The organism is Scytonema sp. NUACC21, from assembly GCF_054684315.1.
Genome location: NZ_BAAFZH010000052.1, coordinates 35,691 through 57,441, shown reverse-complemented (window position 1 = coordinate 57,441; position 21,751 = coordinate 35,691). Strand labels below are relative to the sequence as shown.

The 21,751-nt window shown below is 40.5% G+C and carries 24 protein-coding genes and 1 pseudogene; 17 read left to right on the top strand and 8 right to left on the bottom strand.

Annotated elements, in window-relative coordinates; translation table 11 throughout:
• On the bottom strand, positions 1–561 hold a 561-nt coding region (locus ACYRY3_RS07265), incomplete at its 3' end, for an insulinase family protein (RefSeq protein WP_460201029.1).
• 270 nt (positions 562–831) lie between these two features.
• Between ACYRY3_RS07265 and ACYRY3_RS07260 the strand changes: the two genes are divergently transcribed.
• The gene (locus ACYRY3_RS07260) at positions 832–1,446 is read left to right on the top strand and encodes a TetR/AcrR family transcriptional regulator (RefSeq protein WP_460201028.1); all 615 of its coding nucleotides are present in this window, start codon (positions 832–834) and stop codon (positions 1,444–1,446) included.
• Positions 1,447–1,475: 29 nt separating this feature from the next.
• Here ACYRY3_RS07260 and ACYRY3_RS07255 read toward each other — a convergent pair whose 3' ends face one another.
• Complete coding sequence (locus ACYRY3_RS07255) at positions 1,476–1,922, bottom strand: DUF4332 domain-containing protein (RefSeq protein ID WP_460201027.1); 447 nt, start codon at positions 1,920–1,922, stop codon at positions 1,476–1,478.
• Between the two features lie 94 nt (positions 1,923–2,016).
• Positions 2,017–3,150 carry a pentapeptide repeat-containing protein gene (locus tag ACYRY3_RS07250; RefSeq protein WP_460201026.1) on the bottom strand — a complete coding sequence of 378 codons (1,134 nt, stop codon included), beginning with the start codon at positions 3,148–3,150 and terminating at the stop codon, positions 2,017–2,019.
• Positions 3,151–3,909: 759 nt separating this feature from the next.
• Here ACYRY3_RS07250 and ffh point away from each other — a divergent pair.
• The 8 genes from ffh (at position 3,910) to ACYRY3_RS07210 (ending at position 12,841) form a co-directional block, all read left to right on the top strand.
• Positions 3,910–5,376, top strand: coding sequence for a signal recognition particle protein (ffh, locus tag ACYRY3_RS07245; protein ID WP_460201025.1), 1,467 nt, complete (start codon positions 3,910–3,912; stop codon positions 5,374–5,376).
• Between the two features lie 287 nt (positions 5,377–5,663).
• A complete protein-coding gene (gene rpsP, locus ACYRY3_RS07240) occupies positions 5,664–6,824 on the top strand; it encodes a 30S ribosomal protein S16 (protein ID WP_460201024.1) in 1,161 nt (386 codons plus the stop codon).
• A gap of 496 nt (positions 6,825–7,320) precedes the next feature.
• A complete protein-coding gene (locus ACYRY3_RS07235) occupies positions 7,321–7,536 on the top strand; it encodes a hypothetical protein (protein ID WP_460201023.1) in 216 nt (71 codons plus the stop codon).
• 153 nt (positions 7,537–7,689) lie between these two features.
• Positions 7,690–8,655 (top strand): hormogonium polysaccharide biosynthesis glycosyltransferase HpsE, encoded by a 966-nt coding sequence (gene hpsE / locus ACYRY3_RS07230; protein ID WP_460201022.1) that lies wholly within the window; start codon positions 7,690–7,692, stop codon positions 8,653–8,655.
• 31 nt (positions 8,656–8,686) lie between these two features.
• Positions 8,687–9,676, top strand: a complete 990-nt coding sequence (locus tag ACYRY3_RS07225; RefSeq protein ID WP_460201021.1) for a glycosyltransferase family 2 protein — start codon at positions 8,687–8,689, stop codon at positions 9,674–9,676.
• Between the two features lie 119 nt (positions 9,677–9,795).
• Positions 9,796–10,962: a glycosyltransferase family 4 protein gene (locus ACYRY3_RS07220; RefSeq protein WP_460201020.1), complete on the top strand. Its 1,167-nt coding sequence runs from the start codon at positions 9,796–9,798 to the stop codon at positions 10,960–10,962.
• A gap of 578 nt (positions 10,963–11,540) precedes the next feature.
• Entirely contained in the window at positions 11,541–11,972 is a 432-nt protein-coding gene (locus tag ACYRY3_RS07215; protein ID WP_460201019.1) for a WD40 repeat domain-containing protein, read from the top strand.
• Positions 11,969–12,841, top strand: a complete 873-nt coding sequence (locus ACYRY3_RS07210) for a P-loop domain-containing protein (RefSeq protein WP_460201018.1) — start codon at positions 11,969–11,971, stop codon at positions 12,839–12,841. Before ACYRY3_RS07215 ends, ACYRY3_RS07210 begins: the two co-directional genes overlap by 4 nt.
• Before the next feature lie 197 nt (positions 12,842–13,038).
• On the opposite strand, the gene ACYRY3_RS07205 is transcribed toward ACYRY3_RS07210, so the two are convergent.
• Entirely contained in the window at positions 13,039–13,731 is a 693-nt protein-coding gene (locus ACYRY3_RS07205) for a hypothetical protein (protein ID WP_460201017.1), read from the bottom strand.
• Between the two features lie 215 nt (positions 13,732–13,946).
• On the opposite strand from ACYRY3_RS07205, the gene ACYRY3_RS07200 reads away from it, so the two are divergent.
• Positions 13,947–14,468 carry a peptidoglycan-binding domain-containing protein gene (locus ACYRY3_RS07200; RefSeq protein WP_460201016.1) on the top strand — a complete coding sequence of 174 codons (522 nt, stop codon included), beginning with the start codon at positions 13,947–13,949 and terminating at the stop codon, positions 14,466–14,468.
• 91 nt (positions 14,469–14,559) lie between these two features.
• Here ACYRY3_RS07200 and ACYRY3_RS07195 read toward each other — a convergent pair whose 3' ends face one another.
• A complete protein-coding gene (locus ACYRY3_RS07195; protein ID WP_460201015.1) occupies positions 14,560–15,345 on the bottom strand; it encodes an ABC transporter ATP-binding protein in 786 nt (261 codons plus the stop codon).
• Positions 15,335–16,465, bottom strand: a complete 1,131-nt coding sequence (locus ACYRY3_RS07190; protein WP_460201014.1) for a branched-chain amino acid ABC transporter permease — start codon at positions 16,463–16,465, stop codon at positions 15,335–15,337. The genes ACYRY3_RS07195 and ACYRY3_RS07190 overlap by 11 nt, the downstream gene beginning before the upstream one ends.
• A gap of 158 nt (positions 16,466–16,623) precedes the next feature.
• Here ACYRY3_RS07190 and ACYRY3_RS07185 point away from each other — a divergent pair, with 158 nt between their 5' ends.
• Both ACYRY3_RS07185 and ACYRY3_RS07180 read left to right on the top strand, forming a co-directional pair.
• Complete coding sequence (locus ACYRY3_RS07185) at positions 16,624–16,821, top strand: hypothetical protein (protein ID WP_460201013.1); 198 nt, start codon at positions 16,624–16,626, stop codon at positions 16,819–16,821.
• A 189-nt stretch (positions 16,822–17,010) separates the two neighbouring features.
• Complete coding sequence (locus tag ACYRY3_RS07180) at positions 17,011–17,262, top strand: cytotoxic translational repressor of toxin-antitoxin stability system (protein WP_460201012.1); 252 nt, start codon at positions 17,011–17,013, stop codon at positions 17,260–17,262.
• A gap of 88 nt (positions 17,263–17,350) precedes the next feature.
• On the opposite strand, the pseudogene ACYRY3_RS07175 reads toward ACYRY3_RS07180, so the two are convergent.
• Positions 17,351–17,722: pseudogene (locus ACYRY3_RS07175) on the bottom strand (hemerythrin domain-containing protein); the annotation flags it as partial.
• Positions 17,723–17,982: 260 nt separating this feature from the next.
• Here ACYRY3_RS07175 and ACYRY3_RS07170 point away from each other — a divergent pair.
• The 4 genes from ACYRY3_RS07170 to ACYRY3_RS07155 all read left to right on the top strand — a co-directional run bounded on the left by ACYRY3_RS07170 (position 17,983) and on the right by ACYRY3_RS07155 (position 20,105).
• A complete protein-coding gene (locus ACYRY3_RS07170; protein WP_460201011.1) occupies positions 17,983–18,723 on the top strand; it encodes an LmeA family phospholipid-binding protein in 741 nt (246 codons plus the stop codon).
• A 123-nt stretch (positions 18,724–18,846) separates the two neighbouring features.
• A complete protein-coding gene (locus ACYRY3_RS07165; RefSeq protein ID WP_460201010.1) occupies positions 18,847–19,392 on the top strand; it encodes a DUF2231 domain-containing protein in 546 nt (181 codons plus the stop codon).
• Positions 19,393–19,486: 94 nt separating this feature from the next.
• Positions 19,487–19,903: a ribosomal maturation YjgA family protein gene (locus ACYRY3_RS07160; RefSeq protein ID WP_460201009.1), complete on the top strand. Its 417-nt coding sequence runs from the start codon at positions 19,487–19,489 to the stop codon at positions 19,901–19,903.
• Positions 19,881–20,105 carry a DUF167 domain-containing protein gene (locus ACYRY3_RS07155; protein ID WP_460201008.1) on the top strand — a complete coding sequence of 75 codons (225 nt, stop codon included), beginning with the start codon at positions 19,881–19,883 and terminating at the stop codon, positions 20,103–20,105. Before ACYRY3_RS07160 ends, ACYRY3_RS07155 begins: the two co-directional genes overlap by 23 nt.
• 123 nt (positions 20,106–20,228) lie before the next feature.
• Here the strand turns inward: ACYRY3_RS07155 and ACYRY3_RS07150 are convergent, their stop codons facing one another.
• A complete protein-coding gene (locus tag ACYRY3_RS07150; RefSeq protein ID WP_460201007.1) occupies positions 20,229–20,867 on the bottom strand; it encodes a glutathione S-transferase family protein in 639 nt (212 codons plus the stop codon).
• A gap of 206 nt (positions 20,868–21,073) precedes the next feature.
• Here ACYRY3_RS07150 and ACYRY3_RS07145 point away from each other — a divergent pair, with 206 nt between their 5' ends.
• Entirely contained in the window at positions 21,074–21,742 is a 669-nt protein-coding gene (locus ACYRY3_RS07145) for an SOS response-associated peptidase (protein ID WP_460201006.1), read from the top strand.
• Positions 21,743–21,751: the final 9 nt, after the last annotated feature.

Genomic DNA, 21,751 nt, shown 5'->3' with positions numbered 1-21,751 from the left:
TTCTAATTTATTGGAAGGAAAGCTGTAAAAATAACGAGTTGCTTCTGTAGAGGTATTGGCGTTTAAACCCACCCCTCCCGCTTGTTCTACAATTCGCCCGAGTTCGTTTTGTTCGACTAGCTTGGCTGCTTCTGCCTCAACTTTCTTAAACTCTGCTTCCAATCTAGCAACTTCATCCTGTTTGCCAGCAGCTTTTGCTGTTTTGATTTGTGCTGCTAATTGATCTAAGCTATCTAGTAATGGTTTTTCTAATTTGTAGTTTTCCGTACCAATAAGTGTTGTACCTTTAAATGCCAAATGTTCGAGAAAGTGGGCTACACCAGTTTTTCCGTTAGGCTCATCGACTCCACCTACATCTGCATATGTTAAAAAAGAAACAACAGGAGCTTGATGGCGTTCGAGAACAATAAACTTCAAGCCATTGTTGAGACGGAACTCTGTTAACTGCTTAATAACCCGATTTAAATAAGGTTGAATCGATGTTTGAGCAGTGTTTGGGGTTTGTGTCCTAGCGACAGCAACTTCCGGTAGTAAACTCCACCAAAGGAGTATTACTGCCATGAAAGTGACAGAAAGTCGTTGTAATTTCGATGAGAGGAGCATAGGAATAGGACTGTGAACTTCTCTTTGTCTTCTTTTTACTACCCTTTGGTATAAGCAACGCAACTTATTCATACGCAACAATAGAGGTAAAGATCCATTACAACACAACAAAAATAGGTTACTTTGCCAACAGGGTCTTAATCTTGTATTAAGGTTTCTGTATTTGTTGTACTTGACGTTAGACAATAATGCTACACATCCTGTTCCGGATAGTTTACGATAAGTTTTATGCGAGTTTTTAATTCTCCCCCACCATCAGAAGCTCAAACACGCGACCGCATTTTACAGGCTGCTAGGCGGTTATTTGCTTCTCAAGGATTTGATGGTACGACAACCCGTGATTTAGCACAAGCGGCTGGGGTGGCGGAAGGCACTCTGTTCCGTCATTTTTCTAATAAAAAGGCAATATTAGTTGAGGTCGCAACTAGTGGGTGGGTGGAGATTCTCACGGACTTGCTCACAGAACTGAGTGAAATGGGTAGCTACAAAGCTGTAGCTCAGGTAATGCGCCGTCGGATGTGGAATATGCAAAAAAATGCCGATTTAATGCGGGTTTGTTTTATGGAGGCGCAGTTTCATCCAGACTTACGCGATCGCATTCAATTAGAAGTCATTGAGAAAATGACCGATGTTGCCGAAGCATTCTTTCAAACTGCGATGGATAAAGGTATCTATCGCAAAATGGATGCAAAACTCGTTGCCAAAGTTTTCTTGGGAATGTTTGCCATTGCGGGTTTTTCTAACAACACCCTTATGGAACCTGACGCTTCTCCAAAACAAATCCAAGAAATGGCAGAAGGGCTGGCTGATATTTTCTTAAATGGAGTGCTTGCACAAGAATAATGGCTCATGGCTAATTGCACTATTAGCTATTAGCCATTAGCACTTAGCAATTTTGCTTCATAGCTCCATTGTTGAACGCGATCGACAGAAGGGCATAAATCTCGCCGTTGCATTGTTGCTACTACCAAGCGCATAATTTGTTGATGCAATTTGTACGCCGGAATAGCAGCCAACTGTGCAGTAGAACCAATACCGGCGTGCAGTAATAAACCGCAATGCTGGATTCCTACACTGGGAATGCGAGCCAAATCGGCTAGAGCCACCCACTTGTTCACGTACTGAAGATGAATTTTTAATTTATTTGCCAGCGCTAACCGAGTTGCTGGGGTTTTTCCCTGTTTAACCAACGCTGCAGTGGTGGTAATCCCGCAGTCTTGCAGTTGGGATTGTTCTTGCTGGCTCAATCCAGGCAATTGTTCAATGGGCCAATCGCAAGGTCGTATGCTATTCGTAATAGCTTTTTGTTTGAGAGACATTCCTTAAAAAAAAACGGTTCTCTTATATTATAAGCAACAACCCCACGGCTTCAACCAGGGGTTTTTAGTTGTTAAAAAAATCTGTAAACTTCAGCTATTTAGTATTGTAAAACATTGGCTCTTCGCTATCATGATTGACTTGCTGCTCAAGTTCCCAAACCAGACGCCATTTATTATCCAAAAGTGTTGCCCGATCCGTTTTAATACAACTTAAATTTGCACCACATAAGTTGGCTCTGCTTAGATTAGCGCCCTCTAAATTAGCGCCCTCTAAATTAGCGCCCTCTAGATTCGCATCGCTCAAGTCGGCATTCTTCAAATTAGCACTACTCAGGTTCGCACCTCTCAAGTCTGCACCACTAAGGCTAGCATCCTTCAGTTTTGCTTCACTTAAATTAGCATCTTGTAGAATGGCACTCTTGAGGTTAGCATTCCTAAGCCTGGTACTAGTCATATAGGTTCTGCTAAGGTTGGCACCTATAAGTATGGCATTGCTAAGATTTCCACTCCATAAGTAGGCACCACTCAGGTTGGCTTCACTGAGATTAGCTTCCTTCAAATCAGCACCACTCAGGTTGGCTTCACTGAGATTAGCTTCCTTCAAATCAGCATTGCTGAGGTTAGCATTGCTAAGATTAGCTTCCTTCAAATCAGCATTGCTCAGGTTGGCACCTACAAGCTGAACACTGCTAAGGTTGGCTTTTTGAAAGTTAGTATTTTTGAGGTTGGCACCTGTTAACTGAGCATCGCTGAGGTTACTATTTGATAAGTTAGCTTCACTGAGATTGGCATGGTTCAGGTTAGTACCACTTAAATAGGCATGGTTAAGATTAACACCTACTAGGTGAGTCTGGCTCAAATTTTCAAGGATTAAATTAAGGTGCCCGCTGTCTTTCTCTTGAGATGATGAAACCAGAATTTTTTGAACTAAATTTGCTTGATTAATAAGTTCTTGTTCTCTAATATTTTCACATGATTTTTTAGCTTGAACTATTTTCAATAGCTCTTGAGATTCTTCTGAAAAAATCTGTTTTTTTTTATTTAAAGCCAGCAATAAAATACACAAGCCTAAATACAAAGCCACAACGAACCAAGGTGGATTACCTTTTGTTAGGAGAAGAATGACTGTAAAGCCAAAACCAACCAAAAATAATTGCTTGGCTAAGAAAACCAACTTAGCCTTAGCGTCCTCATTAGAACTAAGTTTTTTCTGGTTGGCTATGTCCATGCTCGATTCCTCCTTGTGTTTTTTGAAATCATTTCTTTAATTAGTTGGCAAAATATAATGAAAACATTAGATTTTTCATTATTGTAATCATCTTCTTTGTCGTCTCAGTCAAAATCCCTTGTCTTTCAATAAACAAGCGCGATGCCTTGTTTATGTTTTAACAGAAATATTTTGCTAAAGCAAAATATTGTGAAGACAGGTAGAGCGATAGCTTCGCTACAGCAAAGCGGCAGTTCGCTAAGTGTGCTTTATTTCTAAGGCAATACAACTTCCATTAGTTTAACTGTCAATGCACCTTACCAATCAACTTGATTTGAAGCTGAGATTGAGTCTAGTTTTTCAGCTAATGCTTTCAATAGTTAATTTTTGCTAGAAGTATTAAAACAGAATTCTCCTCAGTAACCTAGATTATTTTAAAACCCAAGATGAGTTGGGTGCAACTTGCTTAATTGGGACTTCGTAATATAGTTTCATTGCTTTGCTAAAAATTTATGGTTGTTGCCAAGAATACAATTTTGAGAAAATTGGTATATAATTTTACGTCTTAACTACACCTTGATTAACAAGACAAATTATTGAGACGCATACTTTTTGTACGTAGAGCGCTGGAAATTGGGTTATACTTACATCTTCAGTTGCAGTAATGAGATTTTTGTTTTGTGGACTGTATTTCATTGCTACACTCCCAGTAAAAAACTACTAAGCTGAATATATAGCGCGTTAAAACTTGCTGGCTAACTACCTGTAACCTAACTCATTATGTTTGAAGCACTAGCTGACCGTTTAGAAGGTGCCTGGAAGAAACTCCGGGGTCAGGACAAGATTTCCCAATCCAACATTCAAGAGGCTTTGAAGGAAGTACGTCGTGCCCTGTTGGAAGCAGATGTCAATCTCCAGGTAGTTAAAGATTTTATTACCGAAGTTGAAACCAAGGCACAAGGGGCTGAGGTGATAGCTGGGGTTCGTCCCGACCAACAGTTCATCAAAATTGTTTATGATGAACTCGTTCAGGTGATGGGAGAGGAAAACGTTCCCCTAGCGCAAGCCGCAAGTTCTCCTACAATTGTCCTTATGGCAGGGTTGCAGGGTACTGGTAAAACAACTGCTACCGCTAAGTTAGCCTTGCATCTACGCAAATTAGAGCGCACTTGCTTGATGGTGGCAACAGACATCTATCGTCCGGCAGCTATTGACCAGTTGGTAACATTAGGTAAACAAATTGATGTACCAGTCTTTGAACTGGGAACCGATGCCGACCCAGTAGAGATTGCGCGACAGGGCGTAGAACGCGGCAGGGCAGAAGGTGTTGATACAGTCATTATTGATACTGCGGGGCGTCTGCAAATTGATGAAGACATGATGGCAGAGTTAGCCCGCATTAAACAAACCGTCCAACCCCATGAAACGCTCTTGGTGGTGGACGCCATGACCGGTCAAGAAGCAGCAAATCTTACCCGTACCTTCCACGGGCAGATTGGTATTACTGGGGCAATTTTGACTAAAATGGACGGTGACAGCCGTGGCGGGGCGGCACTATCCGTGCGGCAAATTTCGGGTGCCCCAATTAAGTTTGTTGGTGTGGGCGAAAAAGTAGAAGCCCTACAACCGTTTTATCCCGATCGCATGGCTTCGCGTATCCTCGGGATGGGTGATGTCCTGACCTTAGTAGAAAAAGCTCAAGAAGAAATTGACCTTGCTGATGCTGAGAAAATGCAGGAGAAAATCCTGTCAGCAAAGTTTGATTTTACGGACTTTCTCAAGCAGATGCGCCTGCTGAAGAATATGGGTTCTCTCGGGGGCATCATGAAACTTATTCCTGGGATGAACAAGCTCTCAGATGACCAACTCCGGCAGGGGGAAACCCAACTAAAACGCTGCGAAGCGATGATCAATTCCATGACAGCGCAAGAACGGCGAGATCCTGATTTGTTGGCAAGTTCTCCAAGTCGTCGCAAGCGCATTGCCAGAGGTTCTGGCTATAAGGAAGCAGATGTTAGTAAGTTGGTCGCTGACTTCCAAAAGATGCGTAATCTCATGCAGCAAATGGGCCAAGGACGTTTTCCGGGAATGCCAGGAATGCCAGGAATGTTTGGTGGAGGCATGGGCAACCCCTATGCAGCAGGTAACCGTCCGCCTGCCCCTGGTTGGCGGGGCTACACTGGTGGTGATACCCCTAAAAAGAAGCCCAAGAAAGACAAAAAGAAGAAAGGTTTCGGAACACTGTAATTAGTGGATAGTGGGTAGTGGTTGGTGGTTAATAGCTAACTCCCAACTACTATAACTACTAACTCCCAACTACTAACTACTAACTCCCGATTAGTGCTAAAATGATATTTTTAGCAACATACGTTCGGCAGCCTACCCTTAGGGAGTAGCTTGTAACTATAGTAGGGACGCCTCGCTTTGGGAGAAGAACGCCCGAAAAAGTCGTCCTCAGGAAGTCTGTACAATAGTGCTTCCTAACGAATAAACTACAAACGGATTCGTAGCAACAGGAGAATGATTTCTAAACCATGATTAAACTGCGCTTGAAGCGATACGGTAAGAAGCGGGAAGCGAGTTACCGCATAATCGCAATTCAGAGCCTCGCTCGCCGCGATGGTCGTCCCTTAGAAGAACTGGGATTCTACAACCCCAGAACTGATGAAGTAGCCAAATGGACGGGGATTCCTGTTAATCGTCTGTTGGAATCCGAAAGGCAAAAGTTGTTGCAATTGGAAAATCACCTCCACGAACGGGTAGTTGGGCAACAGGAAGCCGTGTCAGCCGTTGCAGCAGCTATTCGTCGCGCCCGTGCGGGGATGAAAGACCCCAGTCGTCCCATCGGTTCCTTCTTGTTTATGGGACCTACAGGCGTAGGAAAAACCGAACTTGCCCGTGCTTTGGCACAATTTCTTTTTGATTCTGCTGATGCCTTGGTACGTTTGGATATGTCCGAGTATATGGAGAAACACTCGGTTTCCCGTTTGGTGGGTGCGCCTCCAGGATACGTGGGTTATGAAGAAGGGGGACAGCTTTCCGAAGCCATTCGCCGCCGCCCTTACTCCGTGGTGCTGTTGGATGAGGTGGAAAAAGCTCACCCCGATGTGTTTAATATTCTTTTGCAGGTGCTGGATGATGGTAGAATTACTGATTCCCAAGGACGGAAAGTAGATTTTCGCAACACCGTAATTGTTATGACCAGTAATATCGGTAGCGAACACATACTGGATATTTCTGGTGATGACGCGAACTATGAAAGAATGCGGAACCGAGTTATGGATGCTTTGCGTTCTCACTTCCGTCCCGAATTTCTCAACCGGGTTGATGATATGATTTTGTTCCACACTCTCAATCGCAGCGAGATGCGGCAGATTGTCCGCATCCAACTCAAGCGGGTGGAAAATCTCCTCCAGGAGCAAAAAATCTCTTTTGAAATCTCTTCTGCAGCTTGCGATCGCTTAGTGGAAGTGGGTTACGATCCAGTGTACGGCGCAAGACCCATCAAACGGGCAATCCAGCGAGAAGTGGAAAACCCATTAGCAACCAAGTTGCTGGAGAACACCTTTGTTCCCGGTGATACAGTTGTCATTGACGCAGAAGAAAACGGGCTGACGTTTAGTAAAAAAGTGGTCATGAAAGTCCCAGCACTTCAAAACAAGACCCTCCTAATTGAAGCGTCACGGGAAGCATAAATTGAGGGGCTTATATCAATTCAAAACTCGTAGGGTGGGCACTGCCCACCTTCCTTCCTCCCTCCAAATATCATCTTCTAAGATTTTTATAGAATTGTAGGTTGGGTTGAGGAACGAAACCCAACAAAACCATCTTGAGCAACCAAACCCAACAAAACCGTGTTCAGTAACGAAACCCAATAAAACCATGCATTTGTTCTCAATCCATCAATAAAATGAGGGGTTTAATCGACTCTCAATCAATTTTCCATTATTGTTAGTGATTTAAGATATTCTCTAGATTTTTCAGAAATTATTTCCATCTGAAATGATGATAACTTTAAATACTATCTAAACAGAAAAAGAAAAAATTTATTTATGCAACAATTAATTGCAAAGACGTGCTGTAGTATTTGATTTTGTTAGAAAAAGTCAGAGTAATTATCATAGCGATCGCATAACTGTACAGATACAGCAGATTGCAACGCGGAGTAGGTACAGATTTTTGTAAGGGCGTATGTCCTGCGGACAGGCTGCGCCAACGCGCAGCGTGCTGACGAAGGAAGCATACGGTCGAGAGCCCCCTCAGGAGTCACCAGTCACTCATCACTACTCAAGACTGCCTGCTAAAGCGAGTGATGGGCTGCTAAGTTCTACTTCAATGTGTACAACAAGTCTAATGTTACTTGACGGAACTCATGAGTTAATAGAAACTCCTCTAATTCAGCAATAGCTTGATTTTGCACTGCCCCTCTTCCCAAAACTCTTAACCATAGTGTTTTTAAGGATTCCACAAATTTTGCTGACTATATATCAACAGAGGAGTAAATTTTTTAAAACTGACTGGGAATACTAAGAGTAGCAGTTAAAATTAGACTTTCAACGTATGACTAAGTCCGTTGACTTCACTGTAGCGATCCCTACCTATAACGGGGAAAGCCGTTTACCTAAAGTCTTGGAGAAATTGCGGAACCAGACAGGTGTGGACAACTTGAATTGGGAAATTATCGTTGTTGATAACAAGAGTACGGATGGTACTGCAACACTTGTTAGAGAATATCAAGCTAATTGGTCTATTAATGTACCTTTACGCTACTGTTTTGAAGCTGAACAAGGAGCAGGATTTGCCCGACAACAAGCTATTAAAGAAGCAAGAGGGGAAATAGTTGGTTTTCTTGATGATGATAATTTGCCTTCCCCTAATTGGATAGTAGAAGCCTACAAATTTGCTTTAACGCATCCGAAAGCAGGAGCTTATGCTAGCCAAATTCATGGTGTCTTTGAAGTAGAACCGCCAGACAACATTAAGCCAATTTTATTCTACTTAGCTATTACTGAAAGAGGTGACAACCCTCATCTATTCATACCGCAGAAGAATGGATTTCCTCCTTCTGCGGGATTAGTTGTACGTGGAAATGCATGGAGAGATAACGTTCCTTCTCGATTACTACTGAATGGCAGAATTGGTTCATCCATGCTAGGAAGTGAAGATGCAGAGGCTCTTTCATATATCTATCAAGCAGGATGGGAAATTTGGTATAACCCAAACATGGTAGTAAACCACGTTATACCTTCTCAACGATTAGAAAGAGATTACTTAATTTCTCTGATGCGTGGAGTAGGTTTAGCTCGTTATCATTTACGGATGTTACAACTTAAAAATTGGCAAAAGCCCGTGGCTTCTGTCCTATATTTATTGAATGATATTCGTAAAGTAATACTACATTTTTTACGATATCGTACAGTTATTAAGAATGATGTTGTTGCCGCTTGTGAAATGCAAAGATATTGGTCTACTTTGGTGAGCCCTTTTTATCTAGCCACCCTGCATTTCCAAAGACCATCAAAATAACTTAGCAAACTTTTCTTCTCTTTTATTATCAATGATGCCTAAAGTATCTGTTATTATCCCGGTATACAATGGTGAAAAAACCATTGAAAAAACAGTTAAATCAGTATTAAACCAAACACTGACTGATTTTGAGTTGATCGTAATTAATGGAGATTCTTGTGATTCGACATTTAATATTGTTAATAATATTCAAGACTCCCGTATCAAAATATTTAATTACCCTAAAGCTAATGTAGCTGTTAATCGTAATCGTGGGATAAAACATGCTTCTGGAGAGTGTATTACTTTTTTAGATGCAGATGACCTTTGGACACCAGATAAACTAGAAGAACAGTATAAAGCTCTGCAAGAAAATCCTCAAGCAATGGTCTCCTATAGTTGGACTGACGCAATTGACAATGATGATAAATTTTTACGACCCTGTAGTCATGCTAACTGGGTTGGAAATGTTTATTCAAAGCTATTGTTGGATGATTTTATAGGTAGTGGCTCTAATGCCATGATACGTTCTGTAGCTTTTACTGAGGTGGGTATTTTTAATGAGTCACTTACTAATGCCCAAGATACAGATATGTGGGTAAGGTTAGCGACAAGATATGATTTTGTTCCTATTAAAAAAGTACAAATATTATATCGTATCTCCTCTAATTCTATGTCTTCTGATGTTTTAGGGCTGGAGGTATCCAATTTACGAGTTGCTGAGCAAGCATTTGCCACTGTTCCTTCTTCATTAAAACACTTAAAAGCACATAGAATTGCTAATATCTATAAGCTTCTTTGTTATAAGTCGCTTTCAATGCCTCCAGGGCAACAGAAGACTGCAGCTATTATTCGATTTCTGTGGTTAGCAGTTAAAACAGATCCTTCTCTTCTCTATAAACCTGTTATCTATAAGGCTTGGTTAAAACTTGCTGTCATGACTCTGTTGCCTTCTCAATGGTCTACAGCACTATTAGATAAATTTCCGCGTTTATCTAACACAACTACTTTTTTAGGATATATCAAGCTAGATTTAGCTTGAAAGAAAATCAAACACAGCATAGGTTTTACTTAAGAAGCCAATATACAATGTCTTTTGTATATACTGTAAAGCCTGTAAAGTGACTGGAGTAAATTGAATTATTTGATTCTAGACTTTTTATGAAAATAGCGTATATTACGTCACATAATATTTTAGATAAGAGTGCTTGGTCAAAGCACGAACAAGGATTATGGGCAGCCAGCTATTGTATAAGTAAACATCTTCAAGATGAATCTACTTTTATACAAAATATAAGTCCAATAAACAAAAGTTTTAAAGTATTGACTAAAATAAAATGGAATTTTTACCGATATTTTTTCAAAAAAGATTATTATCGTTGGGCAGAACCAATAGTATTAAAAAATCATGCGTTACAAATTCAAGAAAAATTATTAAGCTGTAATTTTGATATAGTTTTATGCCCGGAAAATGTAATTCCTATTGCATATCTAAATTGTAAACAGCCTATTGTTTTATGGACGGATTCTACTCTAACTTCTCTCATCAATTTTTATCCTCATATGAGTAATTTATGCAAAGAAAATATCAAAAATATTTATGATATAGAATCGGCAGCCTTAAATCGATGCCATCTAGTCATATATACTTCGGACTGGGCTGCCCAAGCAGCTATAGATACTTATGGGATTCCTCCATCTAAGATAAAAGTTCTTCCTTGGTGTGCTAACTTAGAGTGTAACAGAAGCCTTGCAGATATCCAATCCATAGTTGCTGCTAAATCCTCCAGCCCTTGTAAATTACTGTTTCTTGGAGTAAATTGGGTTAGAAAAGGAGGAGACATAGCTTTACAAGTTGTCCAAGAACTAAATAATATGGGTTTAACAACTGAATTAATAGTTGTTGGATGTATTCCAAAGCTTAGTCAAGCATTACAAAAATACGTTAGAGTCATTGAGTTTATAGATAAGTCAAATCAAGAAGATCTAGAAAAACTTAATCAATTATTTCTTGAAGCTCACTTTCTTATTTTACCTTCTTTAGCAGACTGCACTCCTATTGTTTTTTCAGAAGCCAACTCATTTGGTCTTCCAGTTATTTCTACAAATATCGGTGGTATTCCTACAATTATTAAAGATGACCTCAATGGAAAAACTTTTTCCAAAGATGCAAGCTTGAGAGATTATTGTTCTTACATATACTATTTAATTAATAACTATAGTGAATATACAAAGCTAGCATTGTCATCCTTTCAGCAATATCAATCAAGATTAAATTGGGCTACTGCTGTTAATAATGCTAAAGAGTTCATGAGGCAGTTGATATAAAATTTTTAGCTAGACAAAGAATATCATTAATCAGCCAATCCACATTTTCTTATTATCCCTTGTCTAATTAACTTGGCATATAAATTTTGTTAGCAGAAGCATAGGTAATTATTATCTAGCTAGTTGGTATTGTCGTCCCACACCAGCCAATTTTTTCAGGTCAGATTAACTGTAAATGAATCTTTCCAGATATAGGAACCTGAAGTTTGAAGTAGGTAGGCGGAACGAAATACACTTATGTTAAGGAGTGTAAATATCACTATAACCCTTGCAAATGATTTTTGACTCTTGACAAGGGATAACTAAAACCTTAACTTTTACTTGTACCGATCTACCAAGCCTCAATTTCGATGAATGAACCAACGCTGTGGCAGTGTAGTAGGAGCGAGTAGGGAAATCCGAATCACTTTTGGAGGGCAAACAACGCCGTAAAAATGAACATTTGCTTTACTTCAGCATTTAAGATCCTGATTGGTATAGTGCCCTCCACCAGATAGGGTTATTACTCAGATACTGAGAACTAAGGGGCTCTTACCTCAGTTATCATTCAGATACTTGGACTCTAAAGATTACCAATCATGCTAGAACAAGGCACTATCAGTATTCATACTGAGAATATTTTCCCAATTCACACCCTCACCGGTCATAATGACTGGGTTAATGCAGTTGCCCTCAGCAGCGATGGTCAATACGTCGTTTCTGGTTCTTTTGACAACACAATCAAAATTTGGGAATTGGCAACCGCAAAGGAAATTCACACCCTCACCGGTCATAATCACTCGGTTTATGCAGTTGCCCTCAGCAGCGATGGTCAATACGTCGTTTCTGGTTCTGATGACAACACAATCAAAATTTGGGAATTGGCAACCGCAAAGGAAAGAGTTACATTTATAGGTGAAGGGAGTATAAGTTGCTGTGCGATCGCTCCAGATAATACTACAATCATTGCAGGTGACTCGTTAGGAAAAGTACATTTTCTCCGCTTAGAAAATATTGAGGTACAGCCATGAATACCTCACCTCAATTACAGAGAGAATTTCAACAAATTATCTGGGAAAAAAGTAAGAATTTTCTTAACTGTGAATTTGTGTTTAGTGCCATAGATAATTTTCTCCACAAATATAACCGGGGTTATTTCACCATTGTTGGTTCTCCCGGTAGCGGTAAAAGCGCCATCCTTGCTAAATTCGTCAGTTCCAATCCCAACCCGAATCTCAATATTATTTATTACAACGCCCAAGTAGAAGAGAAAAATACTGTTGATGAATTTCTTCAATATGTTTTTACCCAAATTTTTGATATGCTAAATATTATGGTAGAGACACAAAATATTACGTCTCTACATCTGTCTTTATTACTACAGCAAATTAGCGACCAACTCGCACCCAACCAAAAATTAATTATCGCCGTTGATGCGTTAGATGCAATCAACCCGGATAACCAACCACTAGGAACAAACCTGTTGTATCTCCCCCGATATCTTCCCAAAGGGATTTATTTTCTCCTTACCCGTCGTCCCTTCAAAACAGAAAAATCTGGTTTATTAATCGAAGCGCCATCGCAAATTCTCGATTTATCTGAATATGACTTAAAAAACTGGGATGATGAGTCAGCCTTTACCCAACATTGGCAAACAATGCAAGGAGAAGGTTTATCAGATATTGCTGGGAAAATATTGCGGATTCTTGCAGTTGCGGAAGAGGGAATGTCAGTTAGGGAAATCGCCAAGACAATCAATGAAGATGAGTATGACGTAGAAGAAGTGTTAGATAGTTGGTTTGAGTTTTTGCAACAACAGCAAATCGGCAGGGAAATGAAATACAGTTTCTATCATCCCAATTTTCGTAATTGGTTAGTTACAAGAACCATAGCCTCATAAAGGGGAGAAATATAGTATATTTAGTTCCCTCCCCTTGATAAGGGGAGGGTTAGGGAGGGGTATTATCAATGTGTTGCATTCTTTTTCAAAGTGGCATAAGTTGGTAAAAACAAAATCAATTATGTTAAGGAGTATAAAACAGCTAAAACTCTTACAAACGACAAATGACAAAGGACAAAGGACAAATGACGACCCACTTAAGAGCAATAACCAATGTGGTCTTGATTTTCTATCCATCCAGTCTCGCCATTAGAAAAATTGTATCTTTCTAACATCGGAGTTTCATAAAGGTCTATTTGCACCCAGTTTAAATCTTTATTTTTAAAAGCCACAACATTACCATCTGGCTTTACTCTCACCATTAATCTTTGTCCGCTTCTTACTATTGCAATTGGCGTATAGTTCTTATCAGGTTTGGGATAAACCTCATACTCTATGTTCTTCGCGCCTCTGATTCTCCTACAGGATATACCAATAAGTTCATTGTTCTCATCTATCCCTCTAGATGAATCACAAAAATCCAGTACTTTCGTTTGAACATACCCGTATTTTTCTGTTCTTGGCTCAAAAACTGCAATCATTTGAAGACCTTTTCGAGGAGATTCTTGTAACAAAACTTGGTTACCTTTCTCCACAATTTCAATTTGTTGAGATGTTGTAGTGCGTTGTGTAAAAAGAGGAGTATCTGTTGTTGTCTCACGACACCCAAACTCGGGAGGAGAATCTAATTGTTTTGGGCTAGCTTCTACTTGAGTAAATAAAGTTGAATTCCAAAAGATGGTACAAACGATAATAATTTTTGCAGCTTTATAAGCAATCATAGAGCCTGACTTTGGTAGCCCCCTCAAAAAATTCTCGATAATTTTAATTAATTTTTCTGAAAATATCAATGTCGTAGGTTGGGTTGAGGAACGAAACCCAACATCAAAACCCGTAGAGGAACGAAACCCAACACAACCAACACCTTAAACCCAATAACACCACTCAACCCAAAAAAAATCACCCTGAAAGGTACTCTTTTCTATCCATGTTGCATGTAGGGAACTTTGAAGACTGTTTTATCAGTCTTAAAAAAATCTCCTGAAACATAAAAAACACTTTGCTTATGCCTGCTATAGTTAAATACCCTACTCAACGACCCATTTTACAATTTGGTGCATTCGGTCAAATTGTCAAAGAAATGCAAAAAGCTTTAAATCAAAAACTGGTTCAACTGGACACTGTATCGGCATATCCCATGTCGGTTTCCACAACAGGCTACTTTGACCGAGAAACCCAAAATGCGGTGAAATACTTGCAGTGCCTTGCTTTTTTGACTGTAGATGGGATTGTAGGAAAGGAAACCTGGGAATATTTACACAATGGAACTAACAGTCTGCCAGAACTTGGTCTTGGCAGTGAGGGGGCGATAGTCAAAGCAGTTCAAGAGGCATTGAAAGCTGGTGGTTACTACTACGGAAAAGTGGACGGTCTTTTTGGGGCAAAAACAGAGAATGCAGTGCGAGCATTTCAGGCAGAACATTACTTGGTGAGTAATGGTGTTATTCAATCCCGAACTTGGAGTTTGTTAAGCAAGCTTGAGGTTCATGCCTGTCGGTGTAGCATTAACGCCTTTAGCGGTGAGTAGGGTGGGCAGTGCCCACCCTACGTTAGAGACGGTGGGTAATGTCCACCCGAGATGAGAGTAAAATCTATTTATTAAGTTAAATTTGTGGCTTTTAAGCGGATTTGCCGAGGTAAGCTTCTAGAACCTGTGAATTATTTTGAATTTCCTCTGGAGTGCCATCAGCGAGATTTCGTCCTTCTGCAAGTACCCAAACGCGATCGCACAAGGACATGATGACGTCCATATTATGCTCGATAATCAGAAAGGTCATGCCCTGCTCATTCCAGGTAGTGATGCGATCGCATATTTCATCAATCAATCTGGGATTCACCCCTGCAGCTGGTTCATCCAACAAAATTAACTTGGGATTGGTCATGAGCGCCCTTCCCATTTCCAGTAGCTTGCGTTGTCCCCCAGACAAACCTCCAGCATAGTCCTGTGCTTTGTGTACCAGACCGACAGATTCTAATAGAAACATGGCTCGTTCGCGGAGTTCCTTTTGTTCCCGAGCGATTGTTTGTTGTTGGAACTGCACCTGCCAAAAGTTTTCACCCGTTTGTTTTTGAGCCGCCAGCATCATATTTTCCAGCACGGACAACCGCGATAAAGTTCGAGCAACCTGAAAGGTTCTGACCATACCGGCGCTAGCGATTTGATGTGGCTGTAAGTGTTGAATGGGTGTACCGTCAAAAACCACCCGTCCTTTATCTGGGCGGATAAAGTTTGAGAGTAAGTTAAATAAAGTTGTTTTGCCAGCACCATTAGGACCAATCAAGCCAGTGATGCTACGAAAGGGCACTTGAATTTCGGCATTATCGACTGCTTTAATACCGCCAAAACTTTTACAAAGCCCAGTTGCTGACAGCAATGGTATTTGGGATGGCTCTTTATTTACCAAGGGTAAGTTCCTCCTTTTTCCCTAAGATACCTTGAGGACGCGAAATCATCAGTACCATTAAAAGTAGACCTATAATCATAATCCGGAGTGCGCTTAAACGGTCTGCATCCAAAGCGATGATTCTATCTAAATTACGCGTACCTTCATAGTAAATAAAGTAAATAACAGCACCCAAGATTGTGCCGAGATTATTGCCAGAACCACCTAGAATTATCATTATCCAGGCGTCAAAAGTAATCTGGGGTTGAAAATTATCCGGATAAATTGCCGCAAGTTGCCATGCAAAGAAAGCACCAGAAATACCCGCAATTGCACCTCCCAACATTAGGGATTGTAGTTTGTACCAAAAGACATTTTTTCCCAATGCTTTGGGAATTTCCTCATCTTCGCGAATGGCTTTGAGAATACGACCCCAAGGCGATCGCAGCAAAATTTCCAGCCGCCAGAATACAAAAGCCAATACAATGAGAGACAGCAGCATCAAACCTGCGCTTGGGGTGTAATTGTACAAAGAAACCGCACCAGAAATGTAAATGGCTACTATCAGTAATGCCAACAAAATTCCCACGATTAGGCGAGATATAAACTCTTGCTTTTTAGCTGTTTTTTTATTGGAATCAGCGTGTAACTGTTGAGAGGCGCGAATCCACCGCCACAATTGCCACAAACTAATAACAGCAAGTAGAGTCAATAGGGCAATCATCAAAAGTTTAACAAATATATTCGGTACAAGAGTCGCCAGAGGGATGGGATAACTTTGCACGCCAAAGGACCCCGGTTTCCACTCGTTTCCCACGGGTAAATTCTGGTTGTTGACCACAAGCCGAATCACTTCGCCGACACCGATAGTCACAATTGCCAGGTAATCCTCCCGCAACCGGAGAGTGGAAAAACCGATAATTAGTCCCAAAAAAGCCGCTACAATAGCTCCAATGAGGGCAGATAGGGGTATGGGAATGCCTTTCAGGGTTAACAGTGTAGTAGTGTAAGCCCCCAATGTCATAAAGGCGACATGACCAAAGTTGATCAAGCCCGTAAAACCCCACTGTAAATTCAGCCCCAAACCGAACAAAGCAAAAATTGACGTAGAAATCGTTAGAAAAATCAGATACTCGGCCATAAGAAGTTCGCGGTTAGTGGTTAGTGGTTGGGGGTTAGTGGTTAGTGGTTAAAAAGCTACTAACTGCTATCCAATAACGACTAACTCCCCCTTGAGATTGTTAAGCATTACCATCGTTATGGGAACACTATAATTGAGCGTGGTTGGGGTTGTAACATATGAACTTGCTAAGAATTAGAATCCATCATTTAATTGAGCAGTTAGCCGACGAAGACCTAGAGAGTTTTTGGAATACGGTTCACTCCATGCATTGTGACTTTTATATGCTTAAAGCTATACAGGAAGTCAAGCGATCGCAGCAACCTTGGGACACTTTAACCCAAGAAGAAGCGATGCGGCTGTTGATTTTTTCCTAGACGGGGGGATTTTCAGGCTTTGCTCATTCCTCACCGTTCGCTGTTGACAGTTAAGTAGGTTAGTACAAATGAAGTTAAATGGTGAAGGTCATTCTTAGTCATTGGTCAAGAGTCATTTGTACTGGACCGTGAACCTAGGACAAAGGACAAATGACAAATGACAGTAATTAATGGTGACGATTTGTGAGAATGGAAGTGCGCTACGCAAGGTCTTTTTTAAGAGATCTTAAAAGTCTAGAACCTGCGGCATACCAGCGGGTTTATGATTTTGTTTTTATAGAGTTTGCCAAAAAGGGGGTGCTGCACTGCTTACCGGAGATGCGACAGCTTGACCCCGAGGGGATTTTTTATCGTTTTACTGTAGATGATTATTTAATTGGCTTGGAAGTCCGAGGCGAGATTGTCAAGTTCCTGCGGGTCATCCCTATGCCAGATGTTTAAGGTTAAAGTTAAGCCAACACTTAAAACTGTATAAGAGAGACCGAGGAGCGAGCGCACCTTGGCTTAAACTTGTGTTTGAAAATCACTTTACTTGAGATTTCCCTTTGTGAATGGTTAAGCCGCTCATCACTTGCTGGTGCTTGAGCAATTCATGCTGAAAAACCTTTTCGTACAAGCTCAATTCAGAGCTTTGCTGCAATTGGCGAACCTTTTCAACCATTTGTGTAACGGTTTTTTCAGGCTCAGCTTGGATACCATATTGACCAATGACAGTTTCCAGAACGCCCATGTTCTTGTTATCGTCATCGAGCATCTTCCGGATGCGATCGGCGATATCTGAATCGCTGATTTGTCTCAACAACTGTTGCTCATTCTCAATGATTAACTGTTGAATTGCTTTCATATCTGCTAGCTTAATGGCAATAGCAGAACGCTTTGTATCATCTAAAGTTGCAACCATTTTTGGTTCCCCTCTGGAAAGTTCTGTTTTTCATCGTTTCCAATCTAAAATTGGCACAATAATCATTTAGGCTCCATCTTTCTTTTGACCGATAGGTTGGAAAACTTCGGGTAGAAAAAAGAGAATTCTGCTGAAAAAAAGCCTAAATGTACTTTTAGATAGATAATTAAAGAATCTTGATTATTCCACAAGATAGATTAATTTTCTACGCCAATTTTCTAGATTGACGCAAAGAAGGTCAAATAGGAGATTAAAACATAATGCCCGACAGTCCTGGACTGGGAGAGCAGGCGCTAAATAAAGCTGCAGAAATAGGGTTATCTAGCCAGTTAGATGAAGTTGAAAATTTGAATGTAGATATTAAAACAGATCCCCTCAAACTGGTTCAAGGTCAAGTGGATGCAGTGACGATAGAAGGTGAAGGTCTAGTTATGCAAAAAGACCTCCGTATGGAGGAAATAGAAATGCATATAGGTAACGTCGCCATCAATCCCCTGAATGCAGCTTTTGGAAAGATAGAACTGACCAAACCGACTAAAGGTAGGGCACGGGTTGTTCTCATTGAAGAAGATATTAACCGTGCCTTCAACTCTAAGTATATAAGCTCGCAGTTGCAAGAGCAAAAAATTCAGATCGATGGGCAATTCATGACGATTGTTCCCCAACAAGTCGATTTTCATTTACCCGGTAATAGTAAAGTTACGTTGAGTGCTGCTTTAAGTTTGAAAGAAACTAATGAAACTCACAAAGTAGCCTTTTCTGCAGTACCTAAAGTGAGCGCAAATGGACAAACAGTTTCGCTGGAAAATGTAGAGTATGGTGATACACAAGAAATATCTCCAGATTTGACAAAAGCTTTAGTAAATGCAACTAGTAAAATATTAAATTTGAGTAATTTCGATTTAGAAGGAATGTCTCTCCGAATTCAACAGCTAGAGGTTGAACAAGGGAAATTGATACTCCAAACAGAGGCTTTTGTAGAGCAAATTCCTACGGGATAATATTATTGAGGAGTTCGGGAGTTAAGGGCTAGGGTGCAAGCTTTCACCCTTGTGTGTACCCTATTCCCTAACCCCATCCGCGATCGCTAGACTCTTTTATTCCATACAATTACAGGAAGAGACATGACGGAAACTCAAGAAAGAAACACGACACCCTATCCAAATATTCCAGCTTTTCTAGAAAGTGATAACAGAGAGTTTCGCGATACTGGTGTTACCAGTACGGTTTCAGTCGTCGGACACCCCATACATCCAATTCTCGTCCAATTCCCCATCTCCTTTCTTGTCGGGGCGCTGTTAACGGATGCCGTCTTTTGGTTTGCCGGGGATGTATTTTGGGCACGCGCCTCTTTTTGGTTAATCGTTGGTGGCTTGGTAGGAGGTGTAGCGGCAGCTTTAACTGGTATTGTGGACTTTTTAAGGATACCCCGTGTTCGCAAGCGCACTGCTGGCTGGGCACATTTGATTCTTAACGTCGCTGCGCTGCTGTTGAGTATTGTGAACTTAGCACTGCGATGGAATAATCCCGTATCGGCTGTATTGCCTTGGGGACTCGCTATCTCAGTTGTTGTAGCTACACTTCTTGGGGTTTCAGGTTGGTACGGTGGTGAATTAATTTACCGCCATAAAATTGCTGTCATTGGTAACGGGAATCCAAATTACCCATAGCGGCGATCGCATATCTTAACAGATGTAGCGGATAGTTTAGCCATCGTTCAAAATGATACTTTATCCGTTAGACCTGTTACCCAATCTATTGCCAATGCTTTCTAAAAAACCTCCAAACCTTTATATCCTCTCATCTTTGCTCATCGTCGTAGCGATGGGCTTTTTCTTTAAATATTATGTCGGTCCTGCCCATCAATGGGTGAATAATTACGGGGCAGCAGTCTTTTACGAAATATTTTGGTGCTTGTTCGCATTTTTATTTTTTAGAAATCAAGCAGCTGTCTGGCAAATTCCCTTATGGGTTTTTCTTATTACCTGTATACTAGAATTTTTACAATTGTGGCATCCCCCTCTCTTAGAAGAGTTTCGCGCTACGTTAATAGGTAAATGGTTAATTGGCACCACTTTTGCTTGGTGGGATTTTCCTCATTACCTCTTGGGCTGTCTTTTAGGTTGGTTGTGGTTGCAAAAAATTCCAGGAAAAAATTATGCAAAAAAAAGTCAAAGTTAAACCTAATTCAAAAAATCAAAGGATTGAAGAAGAAACAGATGGCAGTCTTATCGTACATTTAAAATCTCCTCCTGTTGATGGTAAGGCTAACGAAGAGCTCGTTAAACTACTTGCAAAAAAATTTGATGTGCCAAAATCTTATATTAGAATTAAATCGGGTTTATCATCCCGGCAAAAGTTAGTCGAAATTGATGGGAATTGATAAACCGATACTATTTGTTTTGGATTTTGAACCACAGATGAACGCAGATGAATGGCGACAATGCTTTGTTCTATCTGCGGGCATCTGGGTGTATTGTTCAGCTAGACAGTCTCTGACAATAACTTAGCACTCAGCAATTTGGAACGGTTTTATTTCTTCTGTGATACTGATATGTCCTGGTTGTGCTTTTACTCGTTCTATCCATGCTTGAATTGCTGGGAAAAGTGACAAATTAAATCCCCCTTCCTCAGCCACATGAGTATAAGCAAATAAACCTATATCAGCAATAGTGTATCGCTCTCCTACAAAGAAATTATGGTTCGATAGGTGTTTTTCCATGATTCCTAGGGCCGCGTAACCAGGTTCGCGTTTTTGCTCTAGAGTTGCACTATATTCTTTAGCTTTCCCTAAAATGGAAATCCAAAATCTTGATGTAGCGATATAAGGCTCATGGCTGTACTGCTCAAAAAACAACCATTGAAGTACTTTTGCTCGTAAAAAGGGTTCATAGGGCAAAAACTCCGTTCCTTCACTGAGATACACCATGATGGCATTTGATTCTGTTAAGTATTTCCCTGGTTTTACTTCCAAAACAGGAATCTTGCCGTTTGGATTTTTACTTAAAAAATCTGCCGTTCGGCTTTCACCTTTGGTGATATTAACCTCTATTCTCTCAAATGGCATACCAATTTGTGTCAATAAAAGACGTATCTTGTAGCCATTACCAGAGGGTAAAAAATCATACAAACGCAGGGTTTCCATGCCAAAAAAAATTGGGATGAATTTGTTGATTGGTCATGCTGTAAAAATACAGCATATTATCGAAAAAAACAAATGAATATGATAAAATTTACAGATATAGAGCATTTTACTAAAAATGAGAATTCTCTGAAAAATAAAAAATAAAAGTAATAATTATTGCTTGGATATTAAATACTTAATATTAATCATTGGTAGAGGAAAAAAGTATGTGTGGAAGATTTACTTTGAGCCAGCCAGCAACAGCCTTAGCACAAAGCTTCCATCTTGAAAAAGCCCCCGACCTAGAACCGCAATATAATATTGCACCTACGCAAATGGTAGCGGCAGTGTTGTATAACCAAGAAAGCGATCGGCGTGAATTGCACTCATTAAGATGGGGCTTAATTCCCTCATGGGCAAAAGACCCAGGAATGGGATCGAAATTGATCAACGCTAGATCGGAAACAGTAGCAGAAAAACCAGCTTTCCGCACAGCTTTTAAACGCCAGCGCTGTTTGGTAGTAGCAGACGGTTTTTACGAGTGGCAGCAACGTGATGGTAAAAAGCAGCCATTTTATTTTCGTTTGCAAAATGAAAATCCTTTTGGTTTTGCGGGATTGTGGGAACAATGGAAATCGCCTCAAGGAGAAACAATAACCTCATGCACGATTTTGACAACCGTCGCCAACGAATTGCTCCAACCAATTCACGATCGCATGCCGGTGATTCTTCAGCAGCAGAATTACGATTTTTGGTTAGATCCGCTCTTAAAGGTACCAGAGATGCTACAACAACTATTGCAACCCTATCCTTCTGAAGCAATGACTGCTTACCCAGTAGGCACTGTGGTTAACAATCCCAGGCACAATAGCCCAGATTGTGTTAAGTCATTGTAAGGAAAATAC